General features: G+C 62.6%; 12 protein-coding genes. 6 read left to right on the forward strand and 6 right to left on the reverse strand.

The features are described from left to right. From Q8O35_RS12660 to Q8O35_RS12685, 6 genes are all read right to left on the reverse strand, one after another. The coding region (locus Q8O35_RS12660; RefSeq protein ID WP_305573869.1) for an HD family phosphohydrolase at positions 1–923 on the reverse strand (923 nt) is incomplete at its 3' end. A 72-nt stretch (positions 924–995) separates the two neighbouring features. Then, positions 996–2,342: a dihydroorotase gene (locus Q8O35_RS12665; protein ID WP_305573871.1), complete on the reverse strand. Its 1,347-nt coding sequence runs from the start codon at positions 2,340–2,342 to the stop codon at positions 996–998. A gap of 10 nt (positions 2,343–2,352) precedes the next feature. Beyond that, positions 2,353–3,318: an aspartate carbamoyltransferase catalytic subunit gene (locus Q8O35_RS12670; RefSeq protein WP_305573872.1), complete on the reverse strand. Its 966-nt coding sequence runs from the start codon at positions 3,316–3,318 to the stop codon at positions 2,353–2,355. A gap of 79 nt (positions 3,319–3,397) precedes the next feature. Further along, positions 3,398–4,567: an amidohydrolase family protein gene (locus Q8O35_RS12675; RefSeq protein WP_305573874.1), complete on the reverse strand. Its 1,170-nt coding sequence runs from the start codon at positions 4,565–4,567 to the stop codon at positions 3,398–3,400. A gap of 115 nt (positions 4,568–4,682) precedes the next feature. Continuing rightward, complete coding sequence (locus Q8O35_RS12680; protein WP_305573876.1) at positions 4,683–5,855, reverse strand: homocysteine biosynthesis protein; 1,173 nt, start codon at positions 5,853–5,855, stop codon at positions 4,683–4,685. A 45-nt stretch (positions 5,856–5,900) separates the two neighbouring features. Next, entirely contained in the window at positions 5,901–6,074 is a 174-nt protein-coding gene (locus tag Q8O35_RS12685) for a hypothetical protein (protein WP_305573878.1), read from the reverse strand. A 319-nt stretch (positions 6,075–6,393) separates the two neighbouring features. Between Q8O35_RS12685 and Q8O35_RS12690 the strand changes: the two genes are divergently transcribed. The 6 genes from Q8O35_RS12690 to Q8O35_RS12715 form a co-directional block, all read left to right on the forward strand. Further along, positions 6,394–7,722, forward strand: coding sequence for a DnaA ATPase domain-containing protein (locus tag Q8O35_RS12690; RefSeq protein WP_305573880.1), 1,329 nt, complete (start codon positions 6,394–6,396; stop codon positions 7,720–7,722). Positions 7,723–7,863: 141 nt separating this feature from the next. Continuing rightward, complete coding sequence (gene dnaN, locus Q8O35_RS12695; RefSeq protein WP_305573882.1) at positions 7,864–9,027, forward strand: DNA polymerase III subunit beta; 1,164 nt, start codon at positions 7,864–7,866, stop codon at positions 9,025–9,027. Next, entirely contained in the window at positions 9,028–11,604 is a 2,577-nt protein-coding gene (gene gyrB / locus Q8O35_RS12700; RefSeq protein WP_305573884.1) for a DNA topoisomerase (ATP-hydrolyzing) subunit B, read from the forward strand. It begins immediately after the preceding gene. 242 nt (positions 11,605–11,846) lie between these two features. Further along, a complete protein-coding gene (gene gyrA, locus Q8O35_RS12705) occupies positions 11,847–14,336 on the forward strand; it encodes a DNA gyrase subunit A (RefSeq protein ID WP_305573886.1) in 2,490 nt (829 codons plus the stop codon). A gap of 5 nt (positions 14,337–14,341) precedes the next feature. Beyond that, positions 14,342–15,256, forward strand: a complete 915-nt coding sequence (locus Q8O35_RS12710) for a lipopolysaccharide assembly protein LapB (protein ID WP_305573888.1) — start codon at positions 14,342–14,344, stop codon at positions 15,254–15,256. Positions 15,257–15,575: 319 nt separating this feature from the next. Next, positions 15,576–16,036 (forward strand): hypothetical protein (locus tag Q8O35_RS12715; protein WP_305573890.1); only part of this gene is annotated, 461 nt, incomplete at its 3' end.

Consider the following 16,036-nt stretch of genomic DNA (forward strand, 5'->3'; position numbering starts at 1 on the left):
CGGTTCAGGATCTTGCGCGTGACCTTGGCGCCCACGCGGTGGTGCTGCAGGAAGCTCCACTGGCCATCTGAGAACTCCGCCGTGTACAGCTTGCCCACGTCGTGAAACATGCAGGCGAGGGTGCCGTACCAGTCGTAGGGCAGCACTTCGGGATAGTGGCGCATCACGTCGATGGTGTGGACGAAGACAGTCTCTTCCCCGGCCTCCGGGCTTTTGATCTGCTTCACACGGGCCAGGGCGGCGATCTCAGGGATGAAGCCGTGCAGGATCTGGCACTCAAAAAGCAGCAGCACAAAGGCGTGCAGGTTCTCGGCCTCCACCTTGCGCCATTCGTCCATGATGTCGGACACGGGGCAGTAGTCCAGCACGCGGCGAGCGCCGCGCACAATGGCCAGCCAGGTGTTGGGCTCGATGGGCAGGTGGTAGTTTGCGGCAAAGCGCATGGCGCGCACGGCCAGCAGATAGTCCTGCTTCAGCGCCTGGTCCGGAAAGCCCTTGATGCGCACCTGGCCGTGGTCGAACACCAGGCCGTGGTCCTGCTCCTGGGCCGTGGGCAGATACGGGCAGGCTGCGGAAAGGGGAATCTCGCCGCGCTCCTGCAGGAGCTTCAGCAGGCGCGGGGTGAGCCGGGCCACGCACTCCTCGGGGTGTGCGCCGTTCTCCACCGCTGCAGGGTGGAAAAAGAAAGTGGTTCCGCCCTGGCGCAGGAGGCCGGTGACCCCCTCTTCATTGCAGGTTTCGATGTTCGGGAACTGGCGCTTGAGGCCGTCGAAATCCAACTCCGTGCTGATGTCCATGGCCAGCTCGGCCCCGGACTCGGCAAGGGCGGACTTCTGCAGCCGCGCGTTGATGACATAGGCGTCATAGCCGTTGCGCATGATGGTCTTGCACAGACCGACGGCGTCTTTAAAGGGCTGGCTCATTGATCCTCCGCTTTCAGCCCCGCGTGCGGATGGGGGGCAGGGGGCTTGGGTTCGTAGTCCTCGGCAACGGGCTTAAGCGCCCGGCGAGATACTTCCTACCACCATTTTGCCCGCAAGGAAATGGGCCGAAACCCGTCCCCGCAGGGTGCGCCCGTACAGCGGAGTGTTCTTGCTCTTGCTCTTCATGGTCTCGGCGTTGACCGTCCAGGCTGCGTCCTGGTCATAAAGCACGAAGTCTGCGGGGTCGCCTGGGGCGAAAGTGTTCAGCGGCAGGCCGAAGCGTTTGCACGGGGCGCTGGTCCAGGCGCGGACAAAGGCGTCGAAGGGCAGCTTTCCTACGCGCACAAGCTCCCAGGTGGTGGCCAGGGCCGTGTCCAGCCCGGAGATGCCGCAGGGAGCCTGATCGAACTCCACTTCCTTCTCATGGGCCGCGTGGGGCGCGTGGTCCGTGGCCAGCATGTCCACCGTGCCATCGGCCAGAGCATCCAGCAGGGCGTCGATGTCCGCCTTCACGCGCAGGGGCGGACTGACCTTGGCGCTGGCGCTGAAGCCCGCCGCCTCTTCCTCGGTGAGGGTGAGGTAGTGCGGGCAGGTCTCAGCCGTTACGTCCACGCCGCGCGCCTTGGCGAAACGGATAAGGGCCACGCTCTTTTCGCAGGAAACGTGCGCCAGATGGATGGGCGCGTTCAGGTACTCGGCCAAGAGCACGTCGCGCGCCACCTGGATGGCCTCGGCCACGTCTGGCTGGGCGGGCAGGCCGAGCCGGCTGGACACCTCGCCTTCATTCATGCCCGCCGCCGGGGCCAAGAAAGGATCTTCACAATGGTCGATGACGATCTTGCCCAGGTCCTGGGCGTACTCCATGGCGCGGCGGAACAGCTCGGTGCTCTCCACCGGGCGGCCATCGTTGGAAAACGCAGCGCAGCCGGCCTTGGCAAGCTCGGCCATGGGCGCAAGCTCCTGGCCCTTGAGGCCCTTGGTCAGCGCGCCGATGGGAAACAGGCGGGGGCCGTTGGGCCAGCTCTTGCGGGCCTGCTCCAGCATGAACTCAGTGACGCTGGCGGTGTCGTTCACCGGCTTGGTGTTGGCCATGCACAAAATGTTTGAGAAACCGCCGAAAGCTGCGGCCCCAAGGCCGGAGGCGATGTCCTCCTTGTATTCCTGGCCGGGTTCGCGCAGGTGCACATGCACGTCCGTGAGGCTAGGCAGCAGCACCTTGCCCCCTGCGTCCAGCTCCTTCTCTGCGCGCATGTCCAGGCTGCCTGCGGGGGTCAGGGCAACGATCTTGCCCTTGGACACCAGGACATCAACAAGCTGGCCGCCTTTCTTGGCCTTCTTCCCCTTGCCGTCACCCTTCAGGGGTCCGAACCAGAGGGCGCCGCGCACCGCAAGGTCGAGTTTCTTCTGCTTCTCGGGCATGTGGGGCCTCCTATTCGGGCATGCCGGACTGGGCGACTGGGCTGGCGTCCGGGGATTTGCGGGTAAGGTACAGGAAAAGCAGGGCCATGCGCACGGCCACGCCGTTTTCCACCTGCTCAAGGATCAGACTCTCGGCAGAGTCCGCCAGGTCGGAGCCGATCTCCACCCCCCGGTTGATGGGCCCGGGGTGCAGAACGCAGCAGCCAGGCGCAGCGTCCAGAAGATGCGTCTCGCACAGGCCGAAGGTGCGCGCATACTCGCGCAGGTCGGGTAGCAGGCCCGCCTGCTGTCGCTCCAGCTGCAGGCGCAGGCACATGACCGAGTCGACGTCCCGGCAGGCCTGCTTCAGGTCGCTCACGACCTCCACCGGCCAGGTGTCCAGCCGGGGCGGGAGCAGGGTGCGAGGGGCGCACAGGCGCACCTTGGCGCCCAGCAGGGTGAGCAGCAGCACATTGGACCGCGCCACGCGACTGTGGGCGATGTCGCCCAGGATGAGCACGGTCTTTCCAGCGAAGTCGCCCTTCCAGCGGCGCGAGAGAGTCAGCGCGTCCAGCAGGGCCTGGGTGGGGTGGGCATGGCGTCCGTCACCGGCGTTGATGACGCTGCACTCCAGGCGCTCGGCCAGAAACTGCGCCGCGCCGCTGGAGCCATGGCGGATAACGATGCCGTCCGGGTTCATGGCTTGCAGGGTGAGGGCCGTGTCCTTGAGGGTCTCGCCCTTGGCCAGGCTGGAGCCGCTTTTCTGCAAGGCGAAGGTGTCGGCGGACAGGCGCTTGCCTGCCATGTCGAAGCTGGTTTTGGTGCGGGTGCTGGGCTCTGCGAAAAAGAGCACCACGCTGCGGCCCTTGAGGGTCGGCACCTTTTTCACGGGGCGGCTGTTGATCTCCCGGAAATACGCGGCAGTGGCCAGAATATGGCGCACTTCATCCGCGGAAAGCTGGGAGACATCCAGCAGGTCTTTGTGTTTCCACTGCATGTCGGTCTCCTTCCTCCCCCGGCCTACGCCGGGCTTCTCCCCTGCCGTATCCTCCGTGGGGAGGGGCAAGGGCGGGTCGTTACCTGTGCGAACAGATGTCCAGAACGGCCTGGGGCACGATGGAGAATCGCGCCATTTGACCGGGTGCAAGACTTCCCAGGCGACGCGCCCGGGGAATGCTCCGGCTAAAGTAGCGCGCCGGGTTTGCGGTGATGAGGGCCAAAGCGGCCACGAGGTCCAGCCCAGGGTGGCGCTCCAGCAGCCAGGCAACCTCGCCGTAGGGGTCCAAGTCCGCGTTGGAGCACAGGCCATCAGTGCCCAGGCAAACATTCACTCCAGCGTCGAGAAGACCGCGCACGGGCGCCTCGCCCACGCCGATGAATTCATTGCTGCGGGGGCACAGACACACGCTGGCCTTGCTGGCGGCGATGATCTTCACGTCCGCATCCGTCACGGTGACGCAATGAACAAGCAGCGTGCCCTCGTCGAGAATGCCTAATTCTTGCGCCAAGGGCACCGGACGCCTTTCCGGAGCCGTGTAGCTGGTCAGATAGCCCCGGGCCATGAGCAGGTCTAGAAACGGGCTTTTGCCGTACAGCAGGATCGTGTCCTCGTCCGTGTGCTCCGCCAAGTGCAGCGAGAAAGGCAAGCCGCGCTCCAGGCTCAGACCCTTGGCGGCGCGAATGAGCTCCGGGCTGGTGCTGTACAGGGCGTGCCCGGCCAAAGACATGACGCCCCGGCCGCAGTCGTCCACATCGCGCACCTGGGGCAAAAGGCTGGCCGGGTCCGCTGGCGTCTCGTTGCCGATGACCTCGAAAAAGGAGGCGAAGCCAAGGCCGGAGCTGGCCAGGATCTCGCCCACCTTGGCGGCATTGCGGGTGCTTATGTCGGCCAGAAAGCCAACGCCGCGCTGCTCCATGCGGAACAGCTCGGCGCGCACCCTGGCCGGGTCCAGGTCGTACAGCGGTTGCGACACAAGGCTTGTGACCCAGGGGACGAAGCCTTGGCCGGAGACAGTGCGCCCGAGCATGTGGCACATTTCAAGGTGCACATGACTGTTGAAGGTGGCCGGGGCCAGGGTCACGGAACCAAGATCGCGCACCGGGCCTCCATGCAGCCTTTTCATGTGGCTGTAGGAACCAAGATCCAAAATCTCGTCTCCCTCCAGCACCACGGCGGCGTCTTCCAGAAGGGGCGGCTGGTCCGGGGTCATGGGCGCGACTGAGGCCGCTCGAAGCAGTTCGGGCATGATGCACCTGGGCTGAAGGTTCCACGCCGCTCTCCGCCTGGCGGAGTCCTTGCGGCGCGAGTGGGTTCGCCATTTGCTCTTCAAAAAAAGGGAGGCTCGCGGCCTCCCTTTCGTATCACATGGACGGAATCTTGTCCTGTGGCTCGGTGAGCAGGAACTTGCCCTCTACGATCCATTTTTTCAATTCTTCGGCTATCTCCAGCGACATGGTGTAGCTGGTTACCGGCACGGTCTGGGCGGTTCGCTCGTTGACCACGATGCTGCCGCTCTTAAGCTCCTCGAAGGTGGCGTAGCTGATAACCCGGTTGACGCCCGTGGGGTAATCGTAGCCGTAATCCTTGATGGGCATCTGTATGTCGGCGTCGCTGACTCCGGCGAACCAGGCCATGTCCTCGTCGAGGATGGGGATGGGGATGCCCACGCCCATGTTCAGGGAGCAGCCATACCCCACCAGCGACAAGCCGCGCACGTAACGGGGATCCATCTGCTTCAGGTCGCCCTTGAGCATGAGGGTTCCTGCGGCGGAAAGGGGAATGCCGCGCTCGTTGCGCTGGGGCTTTGGATTGTGTTGCGTGCCAGCGCCGATGACGTAGCCCACGCCGCCGCCCATGAAGATCCGCGTTCCCAGACCGATGGTGCGCAGGTAGGGATCATTGAACAGGGGCGAAAGCTGGCCCGAGGTGGCGTAGTTGGCGTTGCGGCACCCCGGCTTCAGCGGTCCCATGTACGTGTAGATCGTGCGGCCGCTCATGTTCACGGCGCAGTTGTAGTTCTGGTAGCAATTGCGCGGGTTCAGGAGCTGCGCATAGGGCAGGCTGGCCAGGGTGACGTCCTTTTCCAGCTCCTTTCGCGGATAGCAGTCGGTGACGTAGCTCTTGGCGCGCAGGCGCACAGGCTTGCCGCGCAGCAGGTCCTCGATGACATGCCCGCCGCCGTACGCGAAACGACCGGGATAGACCTTGTTCAGCGGATCGTCGGCGCTGGGCTCCGTGGCGCCCAGAAAGGCGTCCACAGCGGCCAAACCGCCATAGCAGGGCACATTGTTCAGCCAGACCTGGGAAGCGCGCATGAGAGGCGGCTCCTGGCCGAAATTGAAGAGCAGACCAGAGGAGCACATGGGCGAAAAAGTGCCCGTGGTGACCACGTCGACTTCCTTGGCGGCCTTGGTCTTGCCCAGGCGCTTGACGGTCTCGACCATCTCCTCGGCTGTGAGGACGACGGCCTTGCCCTTCTTGATGCGCTCGTTAATCTCGGCGATGGTCTTTTCGGTCTTGGCTTTGACGGCCATGCATCCTCCGCTGACACCCGGACCAGGCCGGGCAGAAATAAGGCGCTATTCGGCGGTATCGGCGAGGTAGTCCTGGCTGCGCCGGGGTTTCTTTCGCCTCATATCCACATGTGGTTTTGGGGCAGGAGCAAGCGCCTTACGGGCGCGCGCCGCGTCCTTGCCGATGATCAGGGTGAAGGCCACCCGTCCGCTTTTTCCGGCGCGTTTTTTGCCGCCCATGATTCTGCCTCTACCGCAGCCGATCCCCGGATGAGAAAAGACTACCCGGGCCGCACGCAGCGCGTTTGAACACATTCTGGAAAACCAGCCCGAATTCTGTGGAAAACCCACAGGCTTCCGGCGCTGCACAACATGGCCCAAATCGCTCAGGATGGCAATGGTTTTTACCGTAAGCGCCGTGCGCTATTCGCTTGGCATCGGAAGGGTTTTCAGGTACAAGACAGTGGGATTGGGACGGCTGTCCGACCTCTCCTCTGGAGCAAAAAAAATCTCCTTATTTTTCCACAAATTGCACCACCCCTGAGAGGCTCCCCAAGCCGTGAAGAAAGCCCTCCGTGAACATTTGTCCGCCAGTTGCTCCGAACAGGAGCTGAAACGCTGGTACGACCCTCTGGACATCGAGTTGTCCGAGGGCGGACATGAAGTGCGCGTGGCCTTTCCGCACAGCTACTTCGCCCAATGGTTCGCCGGGCGCATGCAGGACCGTTTCGAGGCCGAGATTTTCCGCTTCCAGGGGCGTGCCTGCGACATCCGCTACGTGGCCCCTGCTGCGCGCCGCGGCGCACCCGCCCAAGAAGCGCCGGGCGGCAACGGCAGCGGACAGCCCGACGCGACACAGAAGCACCCTCGCAAGCTGGCCTTTCCCTTTGACTCCCAGTACAGCTTCGAAAGCTTCCTCACCAACTCGAAAAATTATTTCCCGCTGGAGACAGCCAGGCAAGTTGCCCGGTCAGACGGGGCCCAGTTCAACCCCTTCGTCATCTGCGGCAAATCCGGTTCGGGCAAAAGTCATCTTTTGAAGGCCATTGCCAACGAGATGGCCAAGACCCATCCGCTGACCGATATCCTGGTCACGACGGGCGAGGGGCTGCGGGCGCTCTTGTCTGCGCCGGACACACTGGCCGCGCGCGACCACGTGAACCAGCACCGCTTCCTCCTGGTGGACGACATCCACTGGCTGGCCGGAGACGAGCGACTCCAACAAGAGCTGCTGATCATCTTCAATCAATTCCAGGACGCCCGCCGCCAGATGGTATTCACCTGCCAGGACCGCATCGGCGCCTGGGAGGAGCTGCTGCCATCGCTGCGCTCACGACTGGAAGGCGGCCTTGTGGTGGGTCTGAAGCAGCCGGATATGGAGGTGCGCGTTGCGCTCATCCAAGAGCGCGTGCGCGCCAAAAAGCTGCCGCTCTCCAAGGAGCAGGTGCTGACCCTGGCCCAGCGCTTCCAGAACTTCCGGGCGCTGGGCGGCATCCTCATCAAGCTTCTGGCATTCCGCGAACTGGTGCGTCGCGACATATCCGCGCGCGATTTCGAGCAGATCCTCTCCAACACCGAGGAGCGCGACCAGCCGCAGATAACTGTGGACGTGGTCATCGACATCGTTTGCCAGCACTACCAAGTGAGCAAGAAGGACGTGCTGGGCGAGGATAGAAGGCAAAACATCGCCTTGGCCCGCCAGGTGGCCATGTATTTGTGCCGGCACATGCTGGGCCTTTCCTACCCGGCCCTGGGACGATCCTTTGGCGGCAAAGACCATAGCACAGTCATTTATTCAGTAAAAAAAATCAATGAAATTCAGGAAGATGAAAAAGAAATGAAACAACTGTTGAAAGATTTGAAGCTTCGTTGTCGGCAACCGTCGTAAGGCTGTTCCAAGGGTCCGTGAAACAACACTCTGTTCCTGTGAAGCGACAGTCTGTGTTCCAAATAAATGAAGTGAATTTCCTGGCTTGCCACTGTTTCGAACAAAACGGCGCGGCTAATAATAGCCATAAGGAGAATATCTATGTTTGTTAAAGTAAACCGCGACGAAATCATCGAGGGATTGCAGAAGTCCGCAGGCATCATCCCGGCCAAAACCGGGGCGGCGTTTTTGCGCAGCATCTGGATGGAAGCCGAAGGCGGCAGCCTTAAGATCATGTCCACGGACTCCAGCCTGGAGTTCTGCGGCGAGTACCCTGCGCAGGTCATGACCCCTGGCCGGGTGGGAGTGCAGGGTCGAGCCTTCTGCGACCTGGTGCGCAACCTGCCCAAGGGCGAGCTGACCATCAAGGCGGATGGCGAGGGCAAAAACGTGCTCATTGAGCAGGGACGCCGCAAATACAAGCTGCCCGCCAACGAGCCAGAATGGTTCCAGGCTTTCGCCCCCTTCCCGGAGGGCGAAACCGTTTTCTGGAGCGGCGACTTCCTGCACGAGGTCATCGAGAAGATCGGCTTCTGCATCAGCGAGGAGGACAGCATGGAGGCCATCGCCTGCCTGTACCTCAAGCCGGAGCAGGACGCCCAGGGCAAGCGCGTGGAGGTCTGCGGCCTCAACGGCCACCAGTTCGCCATGTTCACCTTCGTCAACGACGACATTTTTGACCTGTTGCCCCGCGAAGGCGCGCTCATCCAGCGCAAGTATCTTTCCGAGCTCAAAAAATGGCTTGGCGAGGACGAGATCGAACTGTCCCTTGGCGAAAAGCGCATGTTCCTGCGCACGGGCGACAAGCGCGAGACCTTCAGCCTGCCGCTGTCGTTCTATCAGTACCCCAACTACCAGGGCTTCCTGTCAAAGCTCAAGGATCCGTCCGCCTCGCGCCTCACCGTGAACCGGGCTGAGCTCATCGACATTCTGGAGCGCATCCTGATTTTTAATACCGACAGCAACCGCTGCACGTATTTCCTGTTCAGCCCGGGCGAGGTGGTGCTCTACAGCCAGGGTCAGGACGTGGGCACGGCTCAGGAGCCCCTGCCCGCAACGTACCAGGGCGATCTGCAGCGCATCGCCTTTCCCACCAAGAACCTCATGGAGATCCTGTCCCACTACAGTTCCGAGGAAGTCACCCTGACCCTCACGGGAGCCGAGGCGCCCTGTGGCGTTTCCGGCGACAAGGACCAGAACTACAGTGTCATCATCATGCCCATGATGATCCAGGAAGATACCTACTACGCCGAGGAAAACGCCTAAATGACCGACAAGGAAAAGAACGCCGCGGCTTATACCGCGGACAGCATCACTGTACTTGAAGGGCTATCTGCCGTCCGCAAACGCCCGGCCATGTACATCGGCTCCACCGATGTGCGCGGCCTGCACCACCTGGTGTATGAAGTCGTGGACAACGCCATCGACGAAGCCATGGCCGGACACTGCACGCGTGTGAAAGTGACCTTGCACATGGACAACTCCGTCACTGTGTCTGACAACGGCCGCGGCATTCCCGTGGATATGCACCCCAAGGAGAAGAAGACGGCCCTTGAAGTCGTCATGACCATCCTGCATGCGGGCGGCAAGTTCGATAACAATGCCTACAAGGTCTCAGGCGGTCTGCACGGCGTGGGCGTCAGCGTGGTCAATGCGCTGTCTGAAAGCCTCACCGCCACGGTGAAGCGCAACGGCAGGGCATACCAGCAGACGTACGAGCGCGGCGTGCCCACGGGCCCCGTGAAGGAGATCGGCGACGCCACCGGCACCGGCACGAAGGTGCGATTCAAGCCCGACGAAGAAATCTTCGAGACCAATCAATACGAATATCCCATCCTCAAGAAGCGTTTTCAGGAACTGGCCTACCTGAACCGCGGCATGGAAATCGAATTCGTTGACGAGCGCACCGGCAGCAAGGACAACTTCAAGTTCGACGGAGGCCTGCGCAGTTTCGTCGAGGACATGAACCATGGCCAGACCGTGGTGCACGACATGATTTACGGCATCGGCGACGCTGATTCCGGCGGGCATGGCACGGTGGTCACGGAATTCGCCCTGCAGTACAACCAGGGCTACAAAGAAAACGTCCTGACCTTTGCCAACAACATCCGTACAGTTGAAGGCGGCACGCACCTGGCGGGCTTCAAGACAGCCCTGACCCGCGCGCTGAATACCTATATCCAGAAGTCGGACCTGGCCAAGAAGATCAAGGAGAAGCTCTCTGGCGACGACGTGCGCGAGGGCCTGACCACAGTTGTCAGCGTCAAGCTGCCCATGCCGCAGTTCGAGGGCCAGACCAAGACCAAGCTCGGCAACTCCGAGGTAGCTGGTCTGGTTTCCGGCCTGGTGTACGAGAAGTTGTCCCGTTTCCTGGAGGAAAACCCCAAGGAAGCCCGGAACATAATTGAGAAGGTGGTGGACGCGGCCAGAGCGCGCGAGGCGGCCCGCAAGGCCCGCGATCTCGTCCGCCGCAAGGGGGCGCTGTCCGACAACGCCCTGCCCGGCAAGCTTGCCGACTGTCAGAGCAAGGACCCGGTCGAGTCTGAAATCTTCATCGTCGAGGGCGACTCTGCAGGTGGTTCGGCCAAACAGGGCCGAAACCCGCGTATCCAGGCCATTTTGCCCCTGCGCGGCAAAATCCTGAACGTGGAGAAGACCAGATACGACAAGATGCTGGGCAACAAGGAAATCCGCGCCCTCATCACAGCCATGGGCGTGGGCGTGCCGGGAAATGGCATAGAAGACGACCAGGGGCCGGACTTCGACCGCCTGCGCTACCACAAGATCGTCATCATGACCGACGCAGACGTGGACGGCAGCCACATTCGCACACTGCTGCTCACGTTCTTCTTCCGCCAGTACCGCGAGCTTATCGACCGGGGAAACATCTACATCGCCCAACCGCCGCTGTTCCGCGCGCACAAGGGCAAGTTCGAAAAATACATCAAGGACGAGAAAGAACTGCACGCATTCCTGCTCTCCCAGGCCGAAAAGATCCTTGTGGCCCGGGCCACGGGTTCGGCCACCGCTGATGCGGCGGCGCGTGAGTTCTCCGGCAAGGATCTGCGCAAGCTGCTCGACGCCATCCGCCAGGTGAAGGACCGCGTCCGCGAAGCCCAGCACATGGGCATTGAGGAAGCGCTGTTCCTGGCCTTGGCGCGGTCCGACAAGCCCACGCCACAGGACTTCACCGCCACGGCCCTGGCTGCCCTGCCAGAGGCGCCGCAGACGGAACTGGGCGCTGTGGATGAAAACGGCGAGCCCCTGCCTGTTGTTGAAGCAGCCCCTGTTCCGGTGAACCCGCTCCCCGAGGTGGCCCTGCGCACCCTGGAGGAACTTGTGGCTCCGGTTCTTGCTGCCGGATTCAAGGCCATGCTTGATGTGCAGGACGACGAGAACGAACGCCGGGTGTTCGTTGTCTTCACAAGCGTCAACGGGCACCGCACCCGTCTGGCTGTGGAGTTCTTCGCGTCCAAGACCTTCCGCAAGGCCCAGGAGACGTTGCAGAGCCTGCTGGCCGATTGCGGCGGCGAGGAATTCGTCGTGGTCCGGGCCGACGGTGTGGAGCTCAAGGCTAGCGGGTTCTTCAACCTGCTCGCAGTGGTGCTCGACGAGGCCAACCGCGGCTACACTGTGCAGCGCTACAAAGGTCTGGGTGAAATGAACCCGGAGCAGTTGTGGGAGACCACAATGGACCCGGAGAAACGCACCCTTTTGCAGGTCAGAATTGATGATGGCGAAGAGGCTAACCGCATCTTCGGCGAGCTCATGGGTGACAGCGTGGCGCCCCGCCGCGAGTTCATAGAAAGAAACGCCATGGCCGTGGAAGATTTGGATATTTAGGGGAACAGCTTTTGGGGGCGTCGCCCCTGAGCCCTGTCGAGGATCCCTGCCGCAGGGAGAGGGATCCCCAGGAATTCCCAGGTTATTGGAGTCTGTTGTAGATACGCTTGAGCAGCATTTCTGGATCAGTCCCGCAAGAGGGTCCAGAGAGCCTCAGGCCCCCTGGCGGAGCAGGGGGGCTGCAGGAAGAGGCAAAGCCTCTGCCCGCAGTGCAACCCGCCCGCCGCATACGGAGGATATACGTGAGTCAGAACGTCACCATTGAACGCGAGATGCAGAAGTCCTATCTGGAGTACTCGCTCAGCGTCATCGTTGGCCGCGCCATCCCGGACGTGCGCGACGGCCTGAAACCCGTGCACCGGCGCATTCTGTACGCCATGCACGAGCTGGGCAACTCCTACAACCGCGCCTACAAGAAGTCCGCGCGCGTTGTCGGTAACGTCATCGGCATGTACCACCCGCACGGCGACACTGCGGTGTACGACGCCCTCGTGCGCATGGCGCAGGAATTCTCCATGCGCGACACGCTGGTGGATGGCCAGGGTAACTTTGGTTCCATCGACGGCGATGCCGCGGCAGCCATGCGTTACACTGAAGTGCGCATGTCCAAGCTGGCCAGCGAGCTTTTGGGCGATATCGAAAAGAAGACCGTCGACTTCCGGGCCAACTACGACAACACACTGGAAGAGCCCACGGTGCTACCGGCCAAGGTGCCCAACCTGCTTTTGAACGGCAGCTCGGGCATTGCGGTCGGCATGGCCACCAATATTCCACCCCACAACCTGGGCGAGCTCATCGACGGCACGCTGTACGTGCTGGACAACCCCAACTGCACGGCGCGCGACCTGCTCCCGTTCATCAAGGGACCGGACTTCCCCACTGGCGGCATGGTCTATACGGGCCGCGGCCTGGCCGACGCCTACCTCACTGGACGCGGCAGCATCAAGATGCGCGGCGTGGTCAGCGTTGAGGAAGCCAAGAAGGGCGGCAAGGAAAACGTCGTCATCAGCGAAATTCCCTTTGCGCTCAACAAGTCGAGCCTGGTGGAGAAGATCGCCGGCCTTGTGAACGACAAGAAGATTGAAGGCGTTGTGGACCTGCGCGACGAGTCCGACCGCAAGGGCATCCGCATCGTGCTGGAGCTCAAGCGCGGCGCCATCGCAGAGATAGTCATCAACGCCCTGTACAAGTTCACGCCTCTGGAAAGCAGCTTCGGCATCAACATGATGGCCGTGGTGGGCAACCGGCCCATGCTGCTCAACCTCAAGCACATCCTGGGCTACTTCCTGGAGCACCGGCGCGAGGTCATCATCCGCCGCACCCGCTTCGACCTGGACAAGAGCGAAGCCCGCGCACACATCCTGGAAGGCCTCAAGATCGCCATCGACAACATCGACGAGGTGGTGGCCCTCATCCGCGCCAGCAAGAACGCTCTGGAGGCGAAAAGCGGCCTCATGGAACGCTTTGGCCTGTCAGACATTCAGTCCCAGGCCATTTTGGACATGCGCCTCCAGCGCCTGACCAACATGGAGCGCGAGAAGCTGCTGGCCGAGTACGAGGAGCTGCTCAAGCTCATCACCTACCTCAAGAGCATTCTGGCCAACGAGGACGTGCTCAAGGGCGTCATCCGCGACGAACTTATCCAGGTGCGCGACGACTACGCCACCCCGCGCAAGACTCAGATCGTGGCTGAGGAAGCCACCGACATCGCCATTGAGGATCTGATCCCCGACGACGAGGCGGTGATCACCCTGTCGCGGCGCGGCTACATCAAGCGCACCGGCCTTTCGCACTACCAGCAGCAGCGGCGCGGCGGAAAGGGCATCGCTGGAGTCTCCACCAGCGACGGCGACTTCGTGCACACCTTCATGATGACCAGCAACCACCAGTATCTGCTGCTGTTCACCAACCAGGGCCGCATGTACCAGTTGAAGGCCCACCAGGTGCCTGAGGCCGGCCGCTACGCCAAGGGCGCGCACATCGCCAACCTGGTGCCCCTTGAGAAGGACGAGAACATCGCCACTGCGCTCACCCTGCGCGAGTTCGCAGAGGACCGCCAGTTCCTGTTCATCACCCGCCGCGGCATGGTCAAGCGCACCAGCGCGGCGCTTTACGCAAACTCGCGCACCACCGGCATCCGCGCCGTCTCCCTCAAGCCGGAAGACGAGCTGATGATGGTCTGCGGCGTGCAGAACGATTCTGAAATGGTGCTCATCACCGAACACGGCACCGCCATCCGCTTCGCCATTTCCGAGGTGCGCCCCACGGGACGCGCCACCGAAGGCGTCAAGGGCATCGCCTTGCGCGGCAAGGACCGCGTGGTGGCTGGCGTGGTCACCGGCGACCCGGACCGCGAGCAGATCCTCACCGTGAGCGAATTCGGTTACGGCAAGCGCACGCCGCTTGACCAGTACCGCGCCCAGTCGCGCTCCGGCATGGGCATCATCAACATGCGCGTGACCGAGAAGACCGGCAAGGTCGTGGGCGCCGTCATGGTTGCAGAAACCGACCAAATGGTGGTGCTCTCCAGCGCCAACAAGATTGTGCGCTTCCCTGTGTCCCAGGTGAGCCTGAACCTTGGCCGCGCCACCCAAGGCGTGCGGCTGGTGAACCTGGGCGACGGCGGCGTGGTGGCCGGCTTCGACCTGGTGCAGCGCCAGGGTCTCGACCCCGTGGATGGGCTGGACGTCGTTGAAGGCCTGGATGAAGGGGAGCTGTCCGGCGAGGAATAGGGTCCATGACCAACTCGCGATCCATACTGCTTGCCTGTGCCTGCGCCCTGGTCCTGGCCGCTCAGCTTAGTCTGACGGCCTGTGATCGGGGCGCAGGCACGGGCCCGGCCCTCGACCTCGCCATTGCCCGCGAAGCCTATTCCAGCGGCTATTTTTTGGAAGCCGAAACAGCCTACGAGCGTTATTTGCAGTCCGACCCGCAAGGACGCTACCGCCTGGAAGCCTGGACGCGCCTGGTGGACATTTGCGCGGGCGTCAAGGGCGACCCGGGCAAGGCCGTGACCCTGCTTGAGACCGCCACCCTGGAGTTCGGGGCGAGACCCAAGGAGAACTGGCCGCTCTTGTTTCGCCTGGGCGAACTGTACGAGCAGCAGGGCCAGCGCAAGAAGGCCCTGGACGCCTGGGGCCGGTGCCTGGACACCGCAGGCGGCGACAGCGCGAAGGCCGTGCAGGCGCAAATGCGCATGGCCATCGCCGACCGCGCTCTGGGCAAGTCCGATCTGGCCGTGGACCTGCTCACCCAGAGCATCCAGCAGGCCAAGGACGTGGAAACCAAGAGCCGCGCCATGTACGAACTGGCCCAGACCTACGGCATGTCGTGGAACTGGCCCAAGGCCAAAACAATTCTCGACGAGATCCTGGCCATGGAGAAAGCTCCCCAGGAGGTCAAGGTCATGAGCACCTACCTGCTGGCCGACGCCTACGAGGCCGAGCGCAATCTGCCCAAGGCGCGGGAATTGCTTACCTCGCTCAAGGAGACCTACCCCAACCCGGAGGTCATCATCGCGCGCCTGGCCAGCCTGGGGCAGCACAACGAGAGCCCTGCCGTGGCGCAGCTCCAGCCCGGCGATTCTCCGCCCCCGGACATGGAGCAGGCGGGCAGCGCCAACGTGAAGCGCCGCCGCGTGAGCGCCAAGTAGAGCCCTTGCCCGGGGGCGTTTCTTCTTTCTAGGGAGCCGTCGCACCACTTCGGGCCCCTTACGCCACAGCCTGTCAACCCGCCGTTTTCATCCTTTTCCTTTCCAATAGCCGTCCCAAATCATCCTGGGCCCAAAGCCCATGCTATACTCCATTGCGAATTCGATGGCGGTTTCTTATGATAACAGACAGCCAGGGCAGAAGATTGTGGATCGCGGACGAGCAGGGCGGCATTGCGCCGGTAAATTCCCACGCTGACATCCAAAGCCGCCGGCGCGGCGGCGGCGAGGTTGATTGGTGGGTGGTGGCCAGGGATAGGGAGTGGTCGCCGCCAACCCGGAAGCCGTTTTTGAACTCCGGCGCTTCGGGAACTCCTTCCGGCAAGGCGGCGGCACAAAAATCGGGGGCGGCGGCAAGCCTCAGCCCAATGGCGCGCATGGCTGGTATGGCAGCACCGGGAGCGCCTCCTCAACCGGTCCGGAGCATCGGGGCAAGGTGACGCAGCCGAACGAAGTGCGCGGCAAGGCCAGCCCCAGGCCCCCTGCAAAGGTAACCTGGAAGAACGACGACCGGACCCGGCCTGACCCGAAGCAAGACGATCTGAAGCCTGAGATGCAAGACGCAGTGGCGCGGATAAAGGAAGAGGTGCCCAAGCTGGACACCGTGAATGTGAACAGCGGGCGGCGGCCTTTTGATCCGGCCAATCCCAATGACCCGCACGCCGATGGCCGTGCCGTGGACATCAACAACATCAACGGCGTGCGTGTGGTGAATCTGGAGAC

The organism is Humidesulfovibrio sp., from assembly GCF_030689645.1.
In the GTDB taxonomy this organism is placed as follows: domain Bacteria; phylum Desulfobacterota; class Desulfovibrionia; order Desulfovibrionales; family Desulfovibrionaceae; genus Humidesulfovibrio.

What these genes read in the sequence shown, in the direction of transcription:
- Q8O35_RS12685 (WP_305573878.1), bottom strand. Translation starts at nt 6,074, where the DNA reads ATGGGCGGCAAAAAACGCGCCGGAAAAAGCGGACGGGTGGCCTTCACC.
- gyrB (WP_305573884.1), top strand. Translation starts at nt 9,028, where the DNA reads ATGACCGACAAGGAAAAGAACGCCGCGGCTTATACCGCGGACAGCATC.
- Q8O35_RS12670 (WP_305573872.1), bottom strand. Translation starts at nt 3,318, where the DNA reads ATGCAGTGGAAACACAAAGACCTGCTGGATGTCTCCCAGCTTTCCGCG.
- Q8O35_RS12710 (WP_305573888.1), top strand. Translation starts at nt 14,342, where the DNA reads ATGACCAACTCGCGATCCATACTGCTTGCCTGTGCCTGCGCCCTGGTC.
- dnaN (WP_305573882.1), top strand. Translation starts at nt 7,864, where the DNA reads ATGTTTGTTAAAGTAAACCGCGACGAAATCATCGAGGGATTGCAGAAG.
- Q8O35_RS12675 (WP_305573874.1), bottom strand. Translation starts at nt 4,567, where the DNA reads ATGCCCGAACTGCTTCGAGCGGCCTCAGTCGCGCCCATGACCCCGGAC.
- Q8O35_RS12680 (WP_305573876.1), bottom strand. Translation starts at nt 5,855, where the DNA reads ATGGCCGTCAAAGCCAAGACCGAAAAGACCATCGCCGAGATTAACGAG.
- Q8O35_RS12665 (WP_305573871.1), bottom strand. Translation starts at nt 2,342, where the DNA reads ATGCCCGAGAAGCAGAAGAAACTCGACCTTGCGGTGCGCGGCGCCCTC.